We start from the raw sequence: 22,381 nt of genomic DNA on the forward strand, positions 1-22,381 counted from the left end.
CCCTGCCCCTCCGCCCGACACGTCGCCCGCGCGGCCACCGCCGGGCCGCACCGCGGAAACCGTGACCAGCGGAGGGCATGGGACCGCGGGAGGGCGCCTCAGCGGCATCCGCCCTCCGCTCGTCCCTCGCCCTCCGCCCAACACGTCACCCGCGCGGCCACCACCGGGCCGCCCGCGGAAACCGTGACCAGCGGAGGGCACGGGACCACGGGAGGACGCCTCAACGGCATCCGCCCTCCGCTCGCCCCTCGCCCTCCGCCCAACACGTCACCCGCGCGGCCACCACCGGGCCGCCCGCGGCGCCGCCGACGCGGACTGCGCTACTTCTTCAGCACCCGCCGCTCGATCAGCTTCCGAGCGACGTCCATGAAGTTCGGCGCGTACTTGGCCCACTCCTGGTCGAGCTTGCGGACGTCGATCTTGCCCGTGTGCAGCAGTTCGCAGATCCTCAGCCAGCTCTCCCCGGTCGCCGCCGTGAGGGCGCCCGCCACCGCCGCGTTCACCACGACGCCGGCGCCGGGGATCAGCTTCAGGAAGCTCGTCGCCAGAGCCCGACCCGCCACCTGCACGCCGAACTGGGCGAGGGCCCCGGCCGAGAGCATCGTCTTGACCTCGAGGTCGTAGACCGCGGCGATCCGCCCCATCATCGTGAGCTGGATCGGCGCAAGAGTGAAAGCATCCGAGACAGGAAGCGGAACGGTCGCCGCTCCCGCGGCTGCCGCGGCCGCCGCCGCGATAATGGGGCGAGCCATCTCGCGCTTCCACGGGAGGTTGAGGCGCTGTGCGATGCGAAAGGCGTCCTTGTCACGCTCGGGAGCGAGGGCGAGCGTCTCGGTGACAAGGTCACCGAGGCCGTGCCCCTTCCCCTTCCCGTGCCGGTCGCGCGTAGAGGTGAGGATGACGCGCCGATACGGCACACGTAGGCGCTCGCCGGTCGCGGCATCCGTCGGGTCGTTCAGCCAGTCGACGAAGGCCTCCACGTCTTTGGCCACGCTCTGATGCCCCGTGATCGGGTTCTTGATCCAATCGACCTTGGTGAGCACCAGGATGACGGGAAGTCCACGGGCGTCGAGTTCACGGATCATGGCGATATCGGCGGGCGTGAGGCGATCGTCGTTGGCCTTCACGCAGTACCAGACGACCGAGATCTGGTGGTCGCCGGAGTGCGCCGCGATCGCGTCGAGGTGGTTTCGGAGTTGCTGATCGGGCGGAATGGGCGATCCGATCTCGAAGCCCTCGACGTCCCAGATGCCGAGGGAGTCGTCGCTGTAGAACTGCACCCCGCGCGTGACCGGGAGCCCTCGTCCGACCTTCGCCCAATCGCGCCCGAACACGGCGTTGACGAGCGACGACTTGCCCACTCCGGAGGTCCCGACGATCGCGAGATTGAACCGGCCGTAGCGCGACCGCGCCTCCGACGACGCGTCGACGAACGCCTTCTCGTCGATCGCGGGCTTCTTCGCGTCTTTCTTCGCCATTGCGCCCCCTCGCTCGTGCATGTCTCGTCAGTGTCGCATTCGACGCGACCCCGGGACCGCCCATGGACATCGGCGCCGCGCGGTGTCCCGAGTACGAACGTGATCGGCGGTGACGGTCAGGCGAGCAGGAAGGGCGCCGTGTGTCCGGGCATGTTCGCGCTCAGGGCTGACCCGCGCTCAGCTCATGAAGGCGTCGTCACGGCTGCCGCCGGTACGCCGCCCACTCCCCCGCCGGGTCGTCGCGTGAGAACACGATGCGGTCGTGCAGTCGCGAGGGACGACCCTGCCAGAACTCGATCTCGCGCGGCTCGACCCGGTATCCACCCCAGTGCGGGGGGCGCGGCACAGACTCGTCGTCGGCGAATCGGGCGCCGATCCGGGCCATCTGCTCCTCGAGGGCGGTTCGGGATGCCACCTGCTCCGACTGGTGGCTCGCCCAGGCCGACAGTTGCGAAGCGCGGGGCCGCGAGGCGAAGTACGCGTCGTCACGCTCGGGCGGCAGCGGCGTCGCCGTACCGAGCACGATGACCTGGCGCTGCAACGCGTACCAGGGGAACACGATCGACACCGAAGGGTTCTCGTGGAGCGCGCGGCCCTTGCGCGACAGGCGGTTGGTGAAGAACCACAGCGCGCCGTCGTCGTCGATGCCACGCAGCAGCACGGTACGCGAGGTCGGTCGGGCCTCGGCATCCACCGTCGAGACCACCATCGCGTTCGGCTCAGGCAGATCGGCCGCGTCGGCGAGCCAGCGCTCGAAGAGCTCCATGGGCGAGGCGCTCAACGCGCCGTCGTCGAGCGCGTCGAGGGCGTAGTCGAGGCGGTGGGCGAGGGGGTTCTCGGTCATCGCGCAGTCCTCCGGAGCGTGTGCAGGGAGGCCCATCGTACGCAGCCACAACGGCGAGGCGGGCCCGACGGCACAGAACGGCCGCGGGCCTCGCCTCACCGAAGCGCCGAGCTCACAGGCCGGCGATGCGGGCCGACCCCACGACGAAGTACACGAGGATTCCGACGAACGCCACGACGAGCACGACCGCACTCCAGAACAGCGCGATGCGCAGACGACGCGTCTGCGGGGATTCGCCCGGCCTGTTCCAGGGGGCGCGCGCCATCACTGGAGCACCGCCGGCCACGCGGGGATGGTCGCTTCGAATGTCACGATCACGTCGCCCTTCGTCTTCTGCGTGGTGCCGACTGTCGTCGACGAGTCTGATGCCGAGAACGGGAGACGACGCTAGTCCGTCGAATCCCCGGATACCAGGGGTGAACCCGCGTTCTCATGCGCGTCTCATGAATGTTCCGCGGGTTCGTGTCGGTAGCCCGCGATGCCGTCGCGCGGAGCAGCCCGCCCCGGCTCGATGCCCGCGGAGGAGTGCCCGCCGCGAAGCGAACGTCCGTGCGCGTCCGGGTCAACCCACCCCGCTCCTCCGTGCGCCCCCGGTGGAATAGGTCTCCGCCTCCTCCCGTTGAGCAAGCGTGACCTCCTCCCCTCACGAAAGGACTCCCGTGAGCCTGTTCCACCCCACCACCGTCGGCGATGTCGATGTTCGAAACCGCGTGTCGCTCGCCCCGATGACCCGCCTGCGCGCGTCGGCCGACGGCGTTCCCGGCCCGATCGTGGCGAAGTACTACGCACAGCGCGCGGGCATCGGCCTCCTCGTCACCGAGGGCGTCTTCCCGAGCGACGAGTCGCGGGCCTACCCCGGACAGCCCGGCATCGTCACCGACGCCCAGGCCGCCGGCTGGGCCAAGGTGGCAGAGGCCGTACACGCCGAGGGCGGCACCGTCTTCATGCAGCTGATGAACGGCGGACGCGTCACGCACCCCGACATCACCGGCACCGACCGCATCGTCGCCCCCTCGGCGATCGCGATCCAGGGCGACACGCGCCTGGCCGACGGCACCAAGGTCGCCTACGCCGAGCCGCACGCGCTCGAGACCTCCGAACTCGCCACGGTGCGTGACGAATTCGTCGCCGCCGCCCGTAAGGCGGTGGATGCCGGCTTCGACGGCGTTGAGCTGCACGGCGCCAACGGATACCTGCTGCACGAGTTCCTCTCCCCCGCCTCCAACCAGCGCACCGACGAGTACGGCGGGTCGCCCGAGGCCCGCGCCCGCTTCGTCATCGAGGTCGCCGAGGCCGTCGTGGCCGAGATCGGCGCCGGTCGCGTCGGCATCCGCATCTCGCCCGCCCACAACATCCAGGACGTGTGGGAGCAGGACGAAGCCGAAACCCGCGCCACCTACGAGGCATTGCTCGCCGGTCTGGCTCCCCTCGGCCTCGCCTACCTGAGCGTGCTGCACGCCGACCCCGCCGGTGACCTGATCCAGGACCTGCGCCGCACCTTCGGCGGCACGTTCATCGTGAACTCGGGCTTCTCGAGCGTCACCACGCGCGACGAGGCCGTCTCGGCCGTCGACGACGGCATCGCCGACCTGGTTGCCGTCGGTCGCCCCGCGATCGCCAACCCCGACCTCGTCACGCGCTGGGAGCAGGGCGCCGACGAGAACGAGGTCGACCAGGCGTCGGTCTACGGCGGCGACGAGCGCGGCTACACGGACTACCCCTACCTCCAGGGCTGAGTCTTAGAGGCTGGGGCCCCGCGCGATTTAATCGCGCGGGGCCCTTTCCTGTGCGACGGGGCGGTCGCGCTTGACGGTCATGCCCGAGCGAGGCTGCTGCCACTCTACGAACTCGCGCGTGACGAAGTTCCGGATGTCCCGCAGCACGTCTAGGGTTAGTTTTCTTCAGCCTCAGCCTCTCCTGCGGTCAAGTATCTTTTGCCTCGTTGATAACCCCGAACGGGACGTGCACACTCGGGACCTCGTCCGCAGCTTCTTGCAAATGCTTCAGCTGGTCATCGAAGAAGATGTGGGGCTTGAGCACACGCAAGACCTTCGCTTTCTCGATACCGCCGAGGAAAAAAGCATCGTTAACTCGGACTCCCCACGACTGAAGTGTTCGGATCACTCGCTCGTGCGATGGGGCGTTACGAGCAGTAACGATCGCCACGTGCACTCGCCGATTGTAAGACGCCTCGGCAGCGGACCGCCTCTCTTCTATGTCCTGGATGCGGTTGACTCCGCGCAGGAACTCCGAAAGCCTGCCTTCCGGCAGCGGTTCTTCCAGGTGCTCGGTCTCGTGCGCATGGAACGCTGGCAGCCCGTCTGACTGCATGACTCGTTCCGACGAGTCGTCCGCCAGCACACCGTCGAAGTCGAACGCGATGCGCAAGTCGGAACCATTGGAGTCGGCTGCCGGGGTGCCGACGACCTGGCCTGCGGCGAAACCCATCTCCAGCGCAACTCGTACGTCCCGTTCATTTTGAGATAGAAAGAGCGACATGTTCAGTGCGCCCATATACGCGTACGGCGACCGCCCCTGCATGAATATGGCTCGCGAGATGCCGAGTCCGTGATGCGCGATCGATCTCATGACCCGAAGACCAGTTTCAGGATCATTTCGCGACAAGACGATTACCTCAACTAAAGGATGGCCGTCTTCAGAGAGATCATTCAGAGAGAGAAGGCGTTGAATGAAGGCGAACGCCACACCCGGTTTAAGTGGCTCCGCGATGTGTTCCTCTTGGTACTCGCGGTAACGGTCCTCTCCGTCTTTCTTGAAGACAGCATCCGCTGCAGACAGATCGAATAGTGCACTTGACGCAACCCCGACTACGAGCATTTTCTCCAGGTCGTAACCTGCCACTTGCATCCTCCCATTGCTCTCAGATTCACTCACGCTAGCAAACGCGCTCGCCTCGCCTACTCCGAGCCCGAGTCCGTTCACAAGAGGCGCTGGATGCCACGGCATTCCGTGTTGATTCATCACCTCCGAGAAGGCGACCTCGCTGGCATTTATCCAGTGGGGCCACTGTTCCGAGTGGGGCGGCCACGATGCCGCTGCCATCGGTACGTAGAGGAGTCGAGCGCGGATGGAGGTCAAAACCGGTAGTGGCCCGCGCAACCGGTCCTTCCCCTGCATTGCGCTTTCGCCGCAACCGTCATGGATGCCTCCAGCTCGGGCTATGGCAATACGGGCGCCTCCTCCAGCCGAGTTCTTCCGTGCCCCCCGGGTGTGGTCAGCTATCCCTCACCTCTCGCCGGTGTGTGTTTCCGGAGCCGTCGGGAGCCGACCCGGGGAGTGAAGCGGGCAGGTGGGACATCCTGAAGAGGGCGGGGCAGAGGCTGGCGAACCCGTGACGTTGGTCGTAACGGGCCCCAGATCGAGGTGGTCCAGCTTTAGCGCGACCATTGCACGGAGCAGCGAATCGATTGTCGATCTTCCGGCGCCTGTCTCGAGTCGTCGATACGTACGGACGGCGAGGTCGGCTTCGTTAGCCACGTTCTCCTGGGAGCGACCTGTCGCGCTCCGTGCTTGAAACAACTGCCTCGAGATGTTTCCACAACATTTGGTCCACGCGTCTTCGATCCCCCGGATCCACTCCGCCTCACAGCTCCCCCGGAATCTACGGTCCTCCTCGCGCGCCGAAGTCAGTCCGCTCTTCGACACCACCGGGTGAGTGACACTCCGTGCGGCCCAGTCGTCAAGGTCTCGTCGGCTCTCGATTTCCTGCATCCCCTGCGTTTGTGTCGGGCGCCACCGTGACGCCTGAGAGGAGACGGAAATGACGACTACTGAAGGCACGGTCGAAGTGGCACCACGTTCGCGAGGCAGGGTGATGGCGGCGGCGATCGCCCTCACCCTCGCCTGCTCAGTGGGGGGTCCTCGGAGCGGCACCGGCAAATGCGACGGACGCGCGGTGCACGGCCAGCACCCGCATCGGCTGCGGAACCGTTTACAACATGTCGGGCAACGACGTGCGGATCGCGACAAACTTCCACCCGACTTACAGCGACGTTGTCGGCACAACCAGCGGGGTCACAGCTACTCTGCCCGGCAACCGCGTCTCGGACATCTCCAAGGACTCCAATGGTCGCTTCTACGACTGGGACGCGGTCTACGTCCCGCCGAGGTCGTGCTTGTACATGAAGGTCGGTCCGGGCTTCGGGGGCACTGTCGACTACAGGAACACCCGTTCTTACGGCGTCTGGTACAAGATCAACAACGTCGGCGCGAACATCCGAGCGCTGCGCTCGTGCTGACCAATTCACCCGATCGAAAGGCTGATAGTCCCGTGCTTGAAGCGTCTAGCATCCTGAACATGGAGCTTCGTCCACGGGTTCGTCGGTTCACGGTCATCGTCTGTGCGGTGCTCCTGGTGGGAAGTTCGCTGTGGCTGACCTGGCAGTCGGCGACGCACTGGGCGGGGTGCGCCGGCGCTGACAGGGAGAACATGAACCCGTCCTGCGCCGAAGCGATGTCGTCGTACACATCCGCTCCCGTCTTCGATCTCTGGGTCGTTCTGACAGCCCTCGTCACCGCCCTCGTCATCTTCCGCGGAGTATCTCGCGTTCCCGTCGGCCTCGCGGCTGTCGCGACGATGGCGATGGCATGTCCGCTTCTCGATCCTGGGGCCTTCTGGGTGCACTGGGGAAGCGCCGATGGAGTCCCCGGAAATGGCCTGTGGACCGCGCTGTTGCTCGCGACGACGAGTGTGATTCTGCTCGCCCCTCCGGTGAGGGCGCGTGCGGACAGGGGGAAAGCGGGGAGCAGCGAGCCCGTGGCGGGGTCTTCTTCCGCCGCGCGATCGGTGTGAGCATCACCGGTCTCGATCGGTCTGGGACTGGCCCACTGAACCGCAACGACGAGCTCGGCTACACGGACTGCCCGTTCCTTCAGGGCTGACTCACGAGGAAGGGCCTCGCACGGACGGTGATGCCGTTCGCGTGAGGCCCTTCGTCATGACCGGGCATGCGGATGCCGGTGCGGATTCAGCCCACCGACGCCCGGATGCTCGCCCGCTTCCGGGCCTCGCTCTCGAGCTTCTGCTCCGCCAGGTCGACGATCGTGTCCAGCTGCGCGCGGGGGATGAACACGACGCCGTCGGCGTCGGCGACCACGACGTCGCCCGTGAGCACGGCCACTCCCCCGATGGCGACGGCGCCTCCGATCACCCCGGGGCCGTTCTTGTACGGACCGGCCGGCGTCACTCCGCGAGCGAAGACGGGGAGGCCCAGCTCGCGGATCGCGTCGACGTCGCGCACGCAGCCGTCGACGACGAAGCCCGCCACCCCGAGGCTCCGCGCCCGCTCGGCGATGAGGTCGCCGATCAGGGCCCGCGTGGTGTCGCCGAAGCCGTTGAGCACGATGACTTCGCCCGGCTGGACGACGTCGAGCGCGGCGTGCACAATCTGGTTGTCGCCCGCCGCCGTGGGCACGGTGGGCGCCGGGCCGACCAGGCGCGCACCCACCCACGTCGGCGAGATCCCGGCATCCGGAGACCCGAGGCGCTGCATGGAGTCCACGACCGCCGAGGCCGCCAGGGGCGCGAGACGTTCGCGCTCCGAGGCGCTGAGGGGCGCGCGCTCGGCGACGGCTGTCGCGACGGCCGAGGTCATTTCGAGACCTGCAGCAGCTCGTCGATGATGGGAGAGATCGTGGCTTCGCGCTCTTCCCACAGCGTCTCGACCTCGGCACCCGGCATCCACGAGGCGACGGTGGCCGCGTTGGTGAGCTTCTCGACGACCGCGGGGTCCTCCGCGGCGACCTTGAGCGCGGCCTCCAGCGAGGAGCGGATGTTCTCGGGCGTCTCGGCCGGCACCGACAGGGTGAAGCGGCTGTTCATCGGCGCCACCTCGTAGCCCGCGCCGGTCAGGGTGGGCACGTCGGGCATGAGCTCGCTCTGCTCGTCTTCGATGATCGCGAGAAGGCGGATGTCGCCGGACTTGTACGGGCCGTAGAAGCTCGAGACCCCGCCGAGGGCGAAGTTCACCTCGCCCGACATGACGGCGGCCACCTTGTCGGCGCCACTGTTGTAGTGGACGATGTTGAACCCCAGGTCGAGTTCGTTCTCGAGGATGCGCAGGTTGACGTGGTCGTCGCCGGCGCGCGAGTCCGTTCCCGCGGTGATCGTGCCGGGGTCGTCTTCGACGGCGGCGAACAGGTCGTCGATGGTCTTGTACGGGCTGTTCGCGGCCACGCCGATCACGACCGAGTTGGTGGCGAACGAGCCGACCGGCAGGAAGCTCTCGCGATCGAACGTGGCGTTCTTCGAGGGGTCGAGGTAGCGACCGAGGATCGACGGGATGTTCGTGTAGCCGAACGTCGTTCCGTCGGGTGCCGAGGTGGCGAGCTTGCTGAGACCGACGACCTGGCTGCCGCCCTCGAGGTTCACGACCTGGATGTTGGCATCGAGGGATTCCTGCATGGCCGGAGCGACGATGCGGGCCAGGATGTCGTTGCCGGCACCGGCTGCCGAGGGGACGATCCATTCGATGTCGGTTCCGGCGGCGGGCCAGGCCTCGTCGGCGCCGTTGCCGTTCGAGGTGGTGCCGGCGGCGGACGAGCATCCGACGAGGGCCACGGCAGCGAAGGCTGCGACGGCGGTGAGGGTCAGGGAGCGGGTTCGCATGCTGATTTCTCCTTCTGGTGGGGATGACGGGTGAGCAGGGACAGGACTAGGCGTCGATCCGCGCGCGGGACCGCGACCGCGACCGCGACCGCACGAAGGCGGCGAGGGCGGGGCGGCTCGCTCCGAGCGCGACGGCGAGGGCGCAGACGAGGAGCAGGCCGGTGGCGATCGGGCTGCTGATGAACACTCCCCAGTCGCCGCGCGACAGGGCGAGCGAGCGCTGGAAGTTCTCCTCGAGCATCGGGCCGAGGATGATCGCGAGCACGAGAGGCGTCAGCGGCACGCGCAGCAGGTGGAAGACGTACCCGATCACGCCCGCGGCGACCATGACGAAGATCTCGAACGTGCTGCCGTTGATCGAGTACGTGCCGAGGAACATGAACGCGAGGATCGCGGCCATCAGGTAGGCGAACGGCAGGCGGAGGACCGCGATCCAGACGCGCACGAGGGGCACGTTGAGGATGAGCAGGATGACGTTGCCCACCAGGAAGCTGGCGATGATGGCCCAGGCGACCTCGGGGTTGTCGCGGAACAGCAGCGGCCCGGGGATGAGGCCGTTGACGGTGAACGCCCCCGCCATGATCGCGACCGTGGCCGACGTCGGGATGCCGAGGGTGAACAGCGGGATCATCGACGACACCGCGAGGGCGTTGTTGGCGGACTCGGGTCCGGCGACGCCCTCCATGGCGCCGCGGCCGAACTCGGAGCGGTGCTTCTTCGAGAAGCGCTTCTCGGCGGCGTACGAGGCCAGCGAGGTCGCGGCCCCGGGAGAGCCGGGGAGCAGACCCATGAAGAAGCCGATGATCGAGCCGCGGAAGAAGGGCTTCCACGAGCGCCGGAAGTCGTCGCGGGTGGGGTAGAGCCGTCCGATCGAGAGGGGCTTGGCGATGCCGCCGGGTCCACGCTGGGCCTGGGCGAGGATCTCGCTGAGCCCGAAGGCGCCCATCACGATCGCGACCAGGCCGATGCCGTCGAACAGCTGCGGCATGTCGAATCCGAAGCGCACGATGCCGACTCCCGGGTCGAGGCCCACCGTGGCGATCGCGAGGCCCACGCCGGCGCTGATGAGCGCCTTGGCGGGGTTGCTGCCCGCGAAGCTCGTGATGAGCAGCAGCCCGAGGAACGACACGAGGAACAGCTCGGGGGCGCCGAACTCCAGCGCGATCCGCGCGAAGGGGGCGACGAGCACGAACCCGACGACTCCGACCAGCCCGCCGATGAACGACCCCACCGCCGCGATCACGAGCGCCGGGCCGCCGCGCCCGCGCTTGGCGAGCTCGTACCCGTCGAGGGTCGTCGCCACCGACGAGGCTTCGCCGGGGATCCGCAGCAGGACGGCGGTGATCGTGCCGCCGAAGGCCGCGCCGTAGAGGATGGCGGCGAGCATGATGATCGCCGTGGTGGGCGAGAGCCCGAAGGTTACCGGGATGAGCAGCGAGACGGCTGCGGCGGGCCCGAAGCCGGGCAGCACGCCGACGAGCATGCCGAGCACGCAGCCGAGAAGGGCGAAGAGAAGGTTCTCGGGGGTCAGGACGGTGAGGAGTCCCTGGAAGAGAGCGCCGAATTCCATGTCAGAGGCCGATCATGCGGAGCACGGTGATGCTCGAGTGCGGGAGGGCGGTGCCGAGCAGGTCGGCGAAGACGAACCGGCTGATGACGGCGACACCGACGGCGATGAGAAGGGCGACCCACCAGCGGCGAGCGCTCACGAGCGTCATGACGCTGAAGAGCAGCAGCGTCATGGTGAGGAGGTAGCCGAGCGCCGGAAGCAGGATCGCGGAGAGCACGAGCGCCCCCGCCACGATGGCGACGCGCAGCACTCCGCGCCGGTCGGGAAGGGCGATGTCGTCGTCTTCCTCGTCGATCCCGTCGACGACGAGCACGCCGATCGCCGTGTCGGTGGGCGGGTCGACGCGGTTGGCCTCGAACGGGGGCCGTGTGTCCGCCCGGCTCGCCTCGCGGCGCCGCGCCGTAGCCGCGCCGAGCAGCTGGAGCGCCCAGAGGACAGCGCCGAGCGCGATCGTGGCGCCCGCGACGACCGGGAAGAACCCCGCGCCGACCCCGGTCACGTTCGTCAGGCCGTAGCCGAAGCCCGACACCATGACCGCGATGCCCGCGACGGCACCGATCGCCACGACAGACCACTCCAGGTACTGCCGTGCCCTCGTCGGGGACGAGGTTTCCACCACATCAGACGCCATCGTCATCCGCCTCTCTGCGGGTTTCCGTGCTATGTGTGTGCAAGGCGTTCCACGCAACTTGCGCACTTGCACAGGATTGCAGGATGGTCCAAACTTGTCAACAACCGACCCGCTCGATCGGCGTCGTGCCCTCGAAGGAGAGAACATGAGCTTTCGCGCCGTCGCGACTCGCAACACCGCCGCCCTGAGCGCTACGGAGCAGAAGGTCATGACGGTGCTGCTGAGCGCTGCGACGTCATCGACGACGGCGGCCGACGTGGCTGCCCAGGCCGGCACGCACGAGTCGACCGTGGTGCGCCTCGCGCAGAAGCTGGGCTACCGCGGGTATCCCGACCTGCGCCGCGACCTGCGCGCCGACGAGGTGAACCCCGCGCTCTCGGGTGCGCCGATGCGGCAGGAGTCCGGGGCCGACCTGGCATCCTTCGTCGCCGACGAGCGAGCCGGCCTCGAACGCCTGTCGGAGTTCGTTCCCCAGTCCGCGATCGACGCCGCCGCCCGCGACATCGCCGGCGCCGGCGTCGTCTACATCTTCGCCAACGGCGACGCCCGCTCCCTGCAGGAGCTGCTCGCCCGACGCTTCCGGCGCCTGGGGATGGTCGTGGTCACCCTCTCGCCCCAGGCGAAAGACCTGGCCGAACGCTTCGTACCGTTCGACTCCACCAGCATGCTGATCGGCTTCGCGCTGCGCGAGACCCCGCGCATGCTCCCCGCCCTCATCGCCGAAGCACAGCGCCGACGCGGACGCAGCCTGCTCATCACCGACGTGCCCGGCGCGCAGTTCCGGCCCGCTCCCGACCACCTGATCGCGGCCCTGCGCAGTGCCGACAGCGAGTACCGCACCCTCTTCGTGCCGATGGCCATCTGCTACGCGCTTCAGCTCGCGGTCTACCACCTCGACTCCGAGCGGTACCACGCCGTGCGCGAAGACATCGATGGCCTCACCCGCATGCTCGGCGGCACCGACGAGATCCCCCTCCGGCCGTGACCGGCCCCGCCTGGCGGGCGGCGCTCAGCACCCAGGCAGCGCTGTCGCAGGCCTCGTGGGTCGGCGTGCGGCTGATGGTCGGCTACCGGGCGCTCGAGCTGGGCGGGGATCCGCTGCTGCTCGCCGCGCTCGCGGCATCCTTCGCCGTTCCGACGATCGTCGCGGCGCTTCCCGCGGGCCAGATCTGCGACCGCTTCGGTGGGAGCACCGTCGCCTTCGCCGGCCTTCTCATCGCCTCGGCCGGCGCGATCGTCGTGCTCGCCCTGCCGTCGACCGTGCTGCTGCTGTTCGCCGCGACCCTCACGATCGGCCTGGGCCACCTCTGCGTGATGATCGGCCAGCAGACCTTCGTCGCGCACGCGAGCCGCGGGGGCTCGATGGACAGCGGCTTCGGCACCCTCAGCGCGGCGGCATCCATCGGTCAGCTGATCGGTCCCCCGGCCGTCACCATCGCCGCGACCCTGGCCGCACGCGATCAGCCCGACACGACCGCGGGCTTCGCCGTCTGCCTCGCCTTCACGGTGCTCGCCACACCGCTGATCCTCTTCCTTCGCCACGGCGACACGCACCGCCGCACCACCGCCGCGAAGGCCCCGCGCGCGCCGCTCTCGGCGGTGATGAAGGCCCCCGAGCTGTGGCGGGCGCTCGCCGTCAGCGGAGCCGTGCTCGTGACGGTCGACCTGCTCTACACCTTCGTGCCACTGTGGGCGGTCGAGAAGGGCATCGCCCCGGTCACCGTCGGCCTTCTGCTCGCCCTGCGCGCGATCGTCTCGGTCGTGAGCCGGCTCGGCCTCGCCCGCATCGTTGCGCGATTCGGCCGCCGCACCCTGCTCGTCGTCGCGATGCTCATGGGCGTCGCGAGTCTCGTCGCCCTGCCCTTCGCGAACCAGTGGGGCGCGATCCCTGTGATGATCGCTCTCGGCATCGCCCTCGGCCTCCCCCAGCCCCTCACCATGGCGTGGACCACCGCGATCACCCCTCCCGCGGTGCACGGCGCCGCCCTCGGCCTTCGCCTGACCGCCAACCGCGTGCTGCAGGTGCTGATCCCGGTGAGCGTGGGCCTCGTCGCCGGGCCGTTCGGGCTCGTGGCGATCTTCTGGTCGAACGCGGCCGTGCTCGCCGTGGGGGTGGCCATCGTCGCGACCTCGCGGACGAGTGATCGCGACGGCGAAACTCCGGAGTAGCGGGCGGACGCTACGAGACGGCCCTGTTTCGCTGCACTCTGCGGACGGCGTCGCCGAGGTCGCCGTCGAGCAGTTCGGAGTTCGAATCGGCCGAATCGAGAGAAGGGATGCGGTGACCTGTCGCACGCGGTTCAGAACCGTGGTCTCTGACGTGCAGGCGCGATAGGCCTGCGTGATGGGGCCGATCCGTATCGGGGAGGGAGCCGCGAAGATTCCCGTCCCGATTCGTGAGAGCTTCGCCGGTCAGCTGAGGTGGTGGATCATCGACCTGCGGAACAGGGACAGGGAGCACCCCGCCTGGTGCGGGATGCTCCCTACGTCACCTTTCGCCGTCTCCACCCGGCACCGGCCGTCGCCGACGGCGACGTCTGAAGATCGCGGTCACAGCGAAACCCAGAACGACACCTGACGGGGCGAGAGTCGCGTCTGGGGCGAGGGACGCGAGACTGAGTCCGGTGAGGCACACGGCACTTGCGGAGCACCACAGTGCGCGCGAACTTCCCGACTCGGCGGCCAGCCCTGTACATACCCCAGAGATGATCGAGAGCATGGTTATGACGACAGGGACTCTGAGGATCTCGAGGATCTCGTGCACGGTTCAGCAGGACGTGTGTGAAATGGCGCCGGGGAGCGGGGCGACCACGATGTGCAAGCAGCCTTTGGGGCGGAGGTTGTTCGCGGTCGCAGCCTGAACCTGCAGGTAGCCCGACCATAAGCCACAGGCCAGAGTCAGGCGTTGATTCCTCACGAGGGCGGCGCAGAATGCGGAAGCACCGGTGTAGTCCTTGATGTTCGCGGTCTCGGATCGGCTCAGAGTGACACCCCACGCGGCGTTCCTCCATCCCCAGGTAGGGTCGGCGACGATGGGATATGCCGTCGAAGCGGCGGGAACGACGACTTGGGCAAGCTTGTCCCCACGCACCTCGTAGTACGTGGACACCGCTGCCCCTCTCGCATCGGTCGCCCACGGGGCGTCGACGGGGATGAACGCCCCCGCGCGCCCGTCCTCGATGAAGCCTGCGTTGCCGGACGAGTCGATGATGGCTCGGAAGCCGTCCATGCCGAACTCCGCGTCGTGCCGCGCCCCCTCGTGGGGAATCACGGTCTGGATGCGGGTGTCCCCTGATTCCAGAGTCTGCACGGCGACGGTCGCGTCGTTCTCGCTCGCGAAGACCACCGTTCCGTCGGCAGCGGCAGCGCCGGCAGCAAGACTTAGTCCATCTGGCAGCGAGATGCTGGCGGAAAGTTCGCGCCCGCCGACGTTCGTGCTGATCTCGATGGGGCTGTTCGGGTCGACCGGGATAGAGGCGTCTGCTCCGGCGACGGACGTCTGGAAGGCTCCGTCGGTCGCGGCGGTGTCGACCGGACGCGCCTCGTCGGGTGCGGCCTTGGCCACAAGAGCGGCGACATCCGCGGGATCGGACGTGTCTACGGCCGAACTCGCGGACGCGGGCGAGACGGAGGACGCGACGACGCAGCACGCGATCGCCGCGATGGTCACGGGTCGTAGAAGCTTGGCCCAACGACGAGCGGAAGACATTCTCATTTTTCCACCTCACTGCGGCCAGGGAGAGCGCGACGAGTCCGACCGCATGGGCGGCGGGAGAGCGAAGACCGCAGGAAGAGCGTATGAAAATGCTCATGTAAACATGTTATTTGAGCGAAATTTCACCCGGATGAATTGAGCGACGATCGAGGCGGGGCAGCAGGAGGCCGACGGTCAGCGCGAACAGAAGTCCGGCGAGAGCGGTGACGGTGACCGTCTGTCCCGCCGGCCCCGGAGTGATCCGGAGCGACGGCGCCACCTCGGTGAGCACCCCGTTCGGCAGAAACTCGGCGGTCACCAACAGGAAGCTCGGCAGCACCACGATGATGAGCCCGCCGTACCTCGTCGAGGCCGTCGGAGTCGTGGGAAGGGGTGCAGTCGTCGTCACTCTCCGATCCTCGCGCCGCGGTGACGGCCCCGCCCGACCGTTCCTCCCCGGCGTCCGACCCATCGTCCGGTGGTCTAGAGAACCGGACGATAACGCTGAACGCTGGCACCCGAGCGGAACTCCCGTCGCGCGACGAGCTCAAGCCGCAACTGATCCCGGATGCCCTCGAGCAGGCGTGGCCCGCGCCCGCCGACCACCGGGTGTACGACGAAGGTGTACTCGTCGATCAGCCCCGCCGTGGCGAGCGCGGCCGGGAGTTGCACGCCGCCGAGCGAGATGCCCCGGCCGGGCCGCTCCTTGAGACGGCGAACGGCGTCGGCGAGGTCGGCGCCGAGCAGTTCGGCGTTCCAGTCGACGGCGTCGAGAGTCGTGGATGCCACGTGCTTGGGCATCGCGTCGATGACCGCGGCGAAGGGCACGTCGTCGGCATCCATCCACTCGGGCCACTCCCCCGACGCGGGCCGGCGCCACGCGACCTGCATCATCTCGTAAGTGACGCGGCCGTAGAGCAGGGAGTCGGAGCGGCGGAGTTCATCGGTCCAGAACGCCATCGACTGGGCGTCGGGTGGAAGACCGGCTTCGTGGTGGACGCAGCCGTCGAGGGTGGTGTTGATGCCGTAGAGGAGGGGTTGGGTCATGGTGGCGTTTCTCTGGCTGGAGGGCCGCCTCATGTGACGTGCGGTGGGCTCATCGTGCCACTGTGCGTCCCGGCGCCGGCCCCTGGTCCACGACGCCGAGCACCGGGCCGAGGGCTGTGAGCCGACACCCGGCGATCGTGGCCTGCCGCCTTCGCTCGAGAGTTCGTTGATCGCATCCAGCGATCTGTCAGTGAGCACGATGCGGTCGCACGGCCGGTCCTGCAGCGCTTCGAACTCGGCGGCGAGGCCCGGATGCAGGAGACACGAAGCCCGCCGGCATTCAGTTCGTCCGTGGTGATAGTTCCGCTTTCGACACTGAATCGGAAGAAGGTGCGACCGGACGTCGAACTGTACGCCACGACCGCTTCGACGCCAGTTGTAGGTCGCAGGTACCCTCAAGCGCGTATGAGATCGCCTGCCGAAACATACCGGATCCAACGCCCCGCTTCCATCCTTCGACACCACCTCGCAGGGCACCATATGCGAAGGTTTTACTCCGTTGTTCAGGTTTTTTGCGGATGCAGGCAGGTGTCGCGAACAGTCCTCGAACGGCGGTGCTCACCGGTGGCGCTTGCGTGCTTTGACGCTTCCACTATCAGGCGCATTGCACTTCAATACGCCATCACGCAACAATCCTTCCCGATTGATTCGGGCCGCTCAGTTTTTCCGATTGCGCGGTCGTCCGACACGCCGCGGGACCACTCGTTCGCATCGCGACGTATCGCGGACGCGGACGATACGCTCGCGGTGTGAAGCGTTGGTGGTTGATCGGGATTGCTGTCTTCATTCTGACTTGGAATGTCGTGGTTGGTAGCAGCGAGGCGGCCGGGTTCCATCCTTTGCACGTCTTTTACCTGAGCCTCGGGGCATTTGTCGGGAGCTATAACCCCGCCCCAGGGCAACCAGCAAGTCCGTCTTTGGCGATGGTCGTCGGACTCATCGCTGCTCTCGGGATCACCTTCACAACCGCGCTTACCGCCGTTGCGGATTTGACTCGAGACCGCCTGAGGCGGACCAGAGCGCTTCGTCAACGCTCAGATGTCGTGGTAATCGGCCAGTCGACAGAAGCGAAAGTGATCGTGACATCCGCCCGTCGAACGGGTTCGAGAGTGCTTCACATTGCCGAGGACGGAGACTTGCCGTTGCCTTCGTGGCCGGACCTGGCCCGTAGGCGGCCTGTGGTCAGGGCGCTACAGGGCGCAGGACACATCATCGTGGCAGGAGGCGATGAAGGGGAGAATGCCCTGATCGCGCAACAGCTATTGACGATCCATCTATCTGAACGCGTCCGCCCAAGCGTCCTCATTCGATCGGAAGAGATGACCGCTGCATTGCGCCCTCCGATCTTGAGAGGCTCACTGCCACCCTTAGAGAATTTCTCGCCCCGCGACAACATTGGCCAAAGCGTCGTTGAGGCGGTCCTCCAGGTCGCAATGACTCAGCAGTCGACGCTTCGAGTCCGCATCTGGTCAGCGGACCGCGTTACTGAAAAATGGTTGGCCAACGCTGCCAGGGCGCAGGCAATTCTCGGCTCTCCGCCGAAGTTTGAATTGGTGAACAGAGGGCCCTTCAGCCTGACAGTGGCCGTTGGATCCGATGCGATCAATCTGCTTATGACGTCGAACGACCCTGTCGTCGCGGTGGCCGACCGCGCACTATTGGAGTCGATACCTTGGCTGCAACAGCGCCTCGGCCGCTCGCTCTTCGTTGTTGACCCTCTCGAGGCTGGCGTCGGCTTTCAGATAGTGGCGGACGGCGTGTCTCGGCAACTCGGCCGCGCGTTTCATCAGGCGCACAGCGCGCTTCATCGTCGGATGCCACCTTGGGGCACGACCGTCAATGGCCGCGAAGAACAATCGTCCATCCTGGCAGCACAAGCTATGTTGCAGACGCTTGACAAGTTCGGGCTCGAGCTTTCTCGGACGGGCACGGCTGTGGTGCTCTCCGAAGAACAGGAAATTGCAATCGCCCAAGCGGAGCATGACGACTGGTTGACTCATCGACGCTGGCAGGACGAGGCGGGCAAATCTTGGCCAGCCTGGCGACGCACTGACGGGACGGTGAGTGCGGACGCCGTTCCGTGGAATCAGTTGACTCCATCGGCGCGAGAGTATCTATTAGATCTGCCTCGAAAGGTATACCCGGCGCTCGCAGCCATGTTTGGCTACGTCATTCAGGAGAGTATCGCTGCTGAAAATCACCGTTCGAGATAGGCCAAACGTCACCGTCCGGGTTCCGTACAAGCCAGTCGCCAGGGTCAGCGTGCGCCGTTCCCTCCAAAGTCACGATGTCCGCATCGATTTGCATCTGACGCGCAACCACACTGACGGTCTTCTCATAGAGGCCTTGTGACACCGCGACGTAGGTCCTCTCAAAAATCTCCGCCGCCACCGTCCATCTTCTCTCGCCAGCGCCAAGCTCCCAGTCCCCGGCGCGGGCCTTAAGCACGGATCCATTCGTCGTCTGCCATGACGAGTCTCTGGTCAGCTTTCGCGCTCTAACCCGGCGGTGTGCGGTGTACGCCGTCGCATCCCGCAGGAATTCATGAGCTTCAGCGAGCGTCCATACGCTATAAGACGTCGACAAGTGCCCCCCCGACCGGCGCGAGCCGCTCGGGTCTCGTCGGAGATGGAAGCTTCTCTGAAGACACGAGCGAGTGGGCCATGATGCGATCGAGAAGATCGGAGCCTTCTTTGGTGGCGTCAACAAACGCTTCCACAACGTGGAGCAGTTCGAGGAGCTCGGTGTCGAAGCGCCACTCTGCTGGAGAAACGCTATCTAGGGGCGACGTCTTCTTGCCTTTGCGATCCCGCATTCGATACCCAAGCCATGACGGAACTACTCGCAGCTTGGAGACCTCAAATCCCCATACGTCCGGCCGCACATTAGCGAACACCCCGGACCCCACGAATAGCTCTCGCGCGTCGGCGTCGTAACGAAACTTTGTCGGATACGGCCCGTCAGAAGTAGGCACACTCAGGATCGCGCTGCCGGACGCCGCGGTTGCGACCCGCTGACCATATGCGTTCAGCTCTCCGAATCGCTCTCCATAGGTCCCCCACCTGATCAACTTCTTCCCGAGATCAGCGGCTTCGTGAAAGAGGTCCCGCGAAGTCGTGAGCGGAACGCGCGGCGCGGACTCGGCGAGATCATCCGCAAATCGTTCCGTGTAGGCAGAGGTGCCGAGCAGTGCAAACACGTAAGCGAACACGTCGGACGCGTCAACGGATTCGCCATACGTCTCACCAAGTGACGTCAACAGGCTGTGATTGATGTTGGCGTTGGCGGCCGATACATCTCGCCACATAGGGATCACGTCTTTTGTCCCGCGTCCCGAGAAGAAGTGTAGGTCTGGGACGTTCGCGCTGACCGTCACCGCAGGCCCGCGCCCCAGAGGCGACTGCGTCATAGTCGCGAAATAGACCTGCTCACCACTGTACGTCGCCCAGAGGGGCGCACGTAGGAAGTCTCCGAGTCGAGTGTCCGCCAAGCACCACATTCGATCGAAGCTACGGAAACCGTAACGAGTTGCGGCGACCTGCGTATCCTTCGCGCCATGAGCGTCCAGCGCAGGTAGCGGCTGGCCCGTCATCAGATCCTGCCCAGTTCTTGGACGCGAAGTCACTCCGGCAACGACACCCGGCCGGGCGCGTTTTCCTCGGCTCTCCTTGAACATCTCCGAGTCTGCCGAGCCCGAAGCGTAAAGCTCCGCCCAGCGATGCTCGAGCATTGCCGGGTCCGGCGCAATTGGCCAGCTTCGGGTGTACTGAGCCCCTGAATGCTGCCAGGGGAATAGGTCGGTGAGCTCGGGCCAGCGCCAGAAGTCGGTGACGCCGTCTGGCACGAACCGTGCCCCCCATTCACGCGATGAGTGGACGACTTCCTGCCAGGATGCGTCAGTTGGATCCAGTTGAACGACCCTTGTGAGCTCTTCCAGCTTCTCGTCTCGTGTACCTCCGACCCGCCGGTACCAAACGCGCGCGGGCTTCTTCTGCCGAGCTGCGGGTGTCAGTTTCTTCCCATCGTCTTGGGTCGGGCGTTGCAGAGCGACGACTATGCACACTGGGGTCTGAATGTTGAACACATTCGGCTCGGGGCGAGCCCCGCGGTTGTCGCCACCGAGATCCAGGATCCAGATCTCGTCGAACATACGACGCATGTGCTCGCGCACTCCGAGGAATGGGGAGCTGCGCAGGTACGAAGAATTTGTGATCAGTGAAACGATTCCGGGTATGCCCGGCGTCTGTTCTGCCGCTTTCCATATCGACCATCGCAGGAAGTGCACGTATGGATCATCCAGGTTGTGCTTTATCGCTTGCCCTTTACCTGCCTGTATGACCGGGTCACGAAAAACATCGATCAAAGGTGGTTGCTCAACGGAGCCTGGCACTCCGTGAAGGACAACGTTGCTAGCGTCGGAACTTCTTTTCGAACGGTCGTACGGCGGATTTCCGATGACAACTTGGACGGGAGTCTGACCGCTTTTCACTACCGACGCACGTCTGCGCTCTTCGACGATATTGTCGAAGACCTCGCTAACAAACAGCGGTGGTGCGCTCATCGACCCGTGTTCGGCCATCGGAGCACTCAGCGTATCCGATAGGTAGATATGCACGCCCGAATCCATCTCGGCGTCCGTCGGCACTTGTAGCAACTGGGAGAGCCTTAAATGAGCAACCGAATAGGCCCCTATGAGAATTTCAAAACCGTGCAGTCGCCGCCTGAGCTGGCGTCGAACATCATGAAGAGGTAGGCCCGCGCTTTCCGCGTGGCTCAGGGCTCGCTCAGCCACAGCTAGAAGGTAGGTTCCGGTTCCGACGGCCGGATCAAGCACTGCGACGTCGGGGGACGCAAGCCCCTTCGCCTTCCCTAAGCGCGAGATCAACACCGAATCGATCATGCGCACTTGCGCCTGGACTACCTCCACGGGGGTGTAATAGACGCCGGCATCCTTCCGCAACTTCGGATCATACTCGGCCAGAAAGTCCTCGTAGAAGTAGAGCCAAGTGTTTTTGCGTCCCGAAAGTTTGCTCGGATCGACGGCTGCGACGGCAGACTCGATGAGCCCGATAGGCTCCTCGAGACGTGATCGCACTGCTTTGTCCGCGAACAGATCGAGGACAGACCCCAGCAGCCGGTGTCCGTGAGACCGCAGCGCCTGCGCAACGTCATCAGGATCCAGCGGCAGCGAGATCTGGTCCTCGACCCGTGCGAGCAGCAGGCCGTAGGTGAAGGTCTGCGCGACGCTATCTGCAAATTCGTCCAACGTCGCATCTGGCATTAGCACCTCTTGCCACGTGCGGTGCATCCGCGAAAGCTTGTCTAACGGGCGCGCCTTCGACAGTTCCAGTTCGCCACGCACAGCATCACGAAGCAGGCGAGCAAGGGGGGCCAAGCGCTTAGCCAGCGCGCGCGCGGTTCTGGGGGGTTGAGGGCTCCATTGGAGAAACTGAGTGATCAGTTCGCCAAACCTACGGAGCTCTACGTCGGGGAGCGTATGACCTGCGAAGTCCCCCAAGCGAACGTCCGCGACCTTTACGCCGCCTCGAAAGAGGGTCCAGTCGTACCCATTGGAGTAGATGAGATTAGGAAGCCCCTTGAGGCTCTGCCACTGGGCACGGTCATGTGCGGTCCAGCCGCTCATGCCAGTGGCGCTAGCAGGATTCGCCCCTTTCGTCGGTGCTTTCAACTCGGTGTGCCCGACGCGATATCCGGATTTGTCAATGACGGCGATGTCAAGACGCACTCCAGTAACTTCGTCCGATGGGCGACCATCTTCAGTGTTGACGGTCAGCTTCCGCCCCGTGACGATCCCGGCAAGATTGTTGAAAGCAGTCACGACAGGCACCTTCAGTTGGTCCTCAGGGTTTGTCCCAATACGGGCCGCCTGATCGGCGTAAATCTTCGCAACATCGTCGATGAGACGCTCGACCACGGGCCGGATCGAAGAGCTCAACCGCCCAGCAACCGCACGGGCGGCGGCCGCCAAGACGTCATCCGCCAGAGCATCAAGCGCGGCTGCCCGACTGTCCGGATCGAGTTCGTCAATCGCCTGACCTTCAGCCGCCGCCTGCACTCGACGCAGAGCGGCAAAGGCGGGCGGTATTCCATCCGGCAGCTGGACCCCGTTCCGTACTACTGGGACGATCGGGGTCTTTGCGATGCGTGCCGTGATCGTCGGCAATTCGTGCTTGGCGATGAAGCCCGCGGCATCGAAGAATCGAGCGGAGTAGGCGAGCACGAACACGTCTGCCCGAGCCAGCTCCTTACGTATCTCCTCTTCCCATTCCTGGCCTGTCGCGAGATCACGGTCGTACCACAGAACTATTTCCATCGCAGCTATAGACGCCCGCGCCTTGACTAGAGCGACAAGCTCGTCGATGAATCGCCGGCCGCGACGGTCGCCCGGCTCATCATCCTTCTTATAGGAGAGGAAGATTCGTACGGGTTCGATCACGCTCATACGGGCAATGTTAGGTCGGGCGGCCG

General features: G+C 65.9%; 18 protein-coding genes. 6 read left to right on the forward strand and 12 right to left on the reverse strand.

Going from position 1 to position 22,381, the window contains the following annotated elements:
• Positions 1–320: 320 nt before the first annotated feature.
• The 3 genes from IFU19_RS02260 to IFU19_RS02270 form a co-directional block, all read right to left on the reverse strand.
• Positions 321–1,478, reverse strand: a complete 1,158-nt coding sequence (locus IFU19_RS02260) for a GTPase family protein (RefSeq protein ID WP_055832444.1) — start codon at positions 1,476–1,478, stop codon at positions 321–323.
• Between the two features lie 196 nt (positions 1,479–1,674).
• Positions 1,675–2,322 (reverse strand): pyridoxamine 5'-phosphate oxidase, encoded by a 648-nt coding sequence (gene pdxH / locus IFU19_RS02265; protein WP_192012811.1) that lies wholly within the window; start codon positions 2,320–2,322, stop codon positions 1,675–1,677.
• A 112-nt stretch (positions 2,323–2,434) separates the two neighbouring features.
• Complete coding sequence (locus IFU19_RS02270) at positions 2,435–2,587, reverse strand: PLDc N-terminal domain-containing protein (protein ID WP_156784863.1); 153 nt, start codon at positions 2,585–2,587, stop codon at positions 2,435–2,437.
• 394 nt (positions 2,588–2,981) lie between these two features.
• Here IFU19_RS02270 and IFU19_RS02275 point away from each other — a divergent pair, with 394 nt between their 5' ends.
• Positions 2,982–4,058 (forward strand): alkene reductase, encoded by a 1,077-nt coding sequence (locus IFU19_RS02275; protein ID WP_192012812.1) that lies wholly within the window; start codon positions 2,982–2,984, stop codon positions 4,056–4,058.
• Between the two features lie 187 nt (positions 4,059–4,245).
• Here IFU19_RS02275 and IFU19_RS02280 read toward each other — a convergent pair whose 3' ends face one another.
• Entirely contained in the window at positions 4,246–5,184 is a 939-nt protein-coding gene (locus IFU19_RS02280; RefSeq protein ID WP_342343363.1) for a 5'-nucleotidase, read from the reverse strand.
• Positions 5,185–6,281: 1,097 nt separating this feature from the next.
• Between IFU19_RS02280 and IFU19_RS02285 the strand changes: the two genes are divergently transcribed.
• On the forward strand, positions 6,282–6,581 hold the full coding sequence (locus IFU19_RS02285; protein WP_192012814.1) for a hypothetical protein: 300 nt from the start codon (positions 6,282–6,284) through the stop codon (positions 6,579–6,581).
• 32 nt (positions 6,582–6,613) lie between these two features.
• Positions 6,614–7,135 (forward strand): hypothetical protein, encoded by a 522-nt coding sequence (locus IFU19_RS02290; RefSeq protein ID WP_192012815.1) that lies wholly within the window; start codon positions 6,614–6,616, stop codon positions 7,133–7,135.
• Positions 7,136–7,310: 175 nt separating this feature from the next.
• Here the strand turns inward: IFU19_RS02290 and IFU19_RS02295 are convergent, their stop codons facing one another.
• The 4 genes from IFU19_RS02295 to IFU19_RS02310 are packed head-to-tail and all read right to left on the reverse strand — an operon-like array spanning position 7,311 to position 11,136.
• Entirely contained in the window at positions 7,311–7,937 is a 627-nt protein-coding gene (locus IFU19_RS02295) for a methyltransferase (protein ID WP_192012816.1), read from the reverse strand.
• Positions 7,934–8,950 carry a tripartite tricarboxylate transporter substrate binding protein gene (locus IFU19_RS02300; RefSeq protein ID WP_192012817.1) on the reverse strand — a complete coding sequence of 339 codons (1,017 nt, stop codon included), beginning with the start codon at positions 8,948–8,950 and terminating at the stop codon, positions 7,934–7,936. Before IFU19_RS02300 ends, IFU19_RS02295 begins: the two co-directional genes overlap by 4 nt.
• 46 nt (positions 8,951–8,996) lie before the next feature.
• Entirely contained in the window at positions 8,997–10,520 is a 1,524-nt protein-coding gene (locus IFU19_RS02305) for a tripartite tricarboxylate transporter permease (protein WP_192012818.1), read from the reverse strand.
• A gap of 1 nt (position 10,521) precedes the next feature.
• A complete protein-coding gene (locus IFU19_RS02310) occupies positions 10,522–11,136 on the reverse strand; it encodes a tripartite tricarboxylate transporter TctB family protein (RefSeq protein ID WP_192012819.1) in 615 nt (204 codons plus the stop codon).
• Between the two features lie 160 nt (positions 11,137–11,296).
• On the opposite strand from IFU19_RS02310, the gene IFU19_RS02315 reads away from it, so the two are divergent.
• Together IFU19_RS02315 and IFU19_RS02320 are read left to right on the forward strand one after the other, a co-directional pair.
• Positions 11,297–12,136, forward strand: coding sequence for a MurR/RpiR family transcriptional regulator (locus IFU19_RS02315; protein ID WP_055832427.1), 840 nt, complete (start codon positions 11,297–11,299; stop codon positions 12,134–12,136).
• Complete coding sequence (locus IFU19_RS02320; RefSeq protein ID WP_192012820.1) at positions 12,133–13,320, forward strand: MFS transporter; 1,188 nt, start codon at positions 12,133–12,135, stop codon at positions 13,318–13,320. The genes IFU19_RS02315 and IFU19_RS02320 overlap by 4 nt, the downstream gene beginning before the upstream one ends.
• A 598-nt stretch (positions 13,321–13,918) precedes the next feature.
• Here the strand turns inward: IFU19_RS02320 and IFU19_RS02325 are convergent.
• The 3 genes from IFU19_RS02325 to IFU19_RS02335 form a co-directional block, all read right to left on the reverse strand.
• The gene (locus IFU19_RS02325; protein ID WP_192012821.1) at positions 13,919–14,821 is read right to left on the reverse strand and encodes a hypothetical protein; all 903 of its coding nucleotides are present in this window, start codon (positions 14,819–14,821) and stop codon (positions 13,919–13,921) included.
• A 151-nt stretch (positions 14,822–14,972) separates the two neighbouring features.
• Entirely contained in the window at positions 14,973–15,254 is a 282-nt protein-coding gene (locus IFU19_RS02330) for a hypothetical protein (RefSeq protein WP_249405304.1), read from the reverse strand.
• Positions 15,255–15,328: 74 nt separating this feature from the next.
• Positions 15,329–15,892, reverse strand: coding sequence for a dihydrofolate reductase family protein (locus IFU19_RS02335; protein WP_192012822.1), 564 nt, complete (start codon positions 15,890–15,892; stop codon positions 15,329–15,331).
• 749 nt (positions 15,893–16,641) lie between these two features.
• Here IFU19_RS02335 and IFU19_RS02340 point away from each other — a divergent pair.
• Positions 16,642–18,105 (forward strand): hypothetical protein, encoded by a 1,464-nt coding sequence (locus IFU19_RS02340; protein WP_192012823.1) that lies wholly within the window; start codon positions 16,642–16,644, stop codon positions 18,103–18,105.
• Positions 18,106–18,461: 356 nt separating this feature from the next.
• Here IFU19_RS02340 and IFU19_RS02345 read toward each other — a convergent pair whose 3' ends face one another.
• On the reverse strand, positions 18,462–22,355 hold the full coding sequence (locus tag IFU19_RS02345) for a type ISP restriction/modification enzyme (RefSeq protein WP_192012824.1): 3,894 nt from the start codon (positions 22,353–22,355) through the stop codon (positions 18,462–18,464).
• Positions 22,356–22,381: the final 26 nt, after the last annotated feature.

The organism is Microbacterium sp. CFBP 8794 (assembly GCF_014841235.1).
GTDB lineage: Bacteria > Actinomycetota > Actinomycetes > Actinomycetales > Microbacteriaceae > Microbacterium.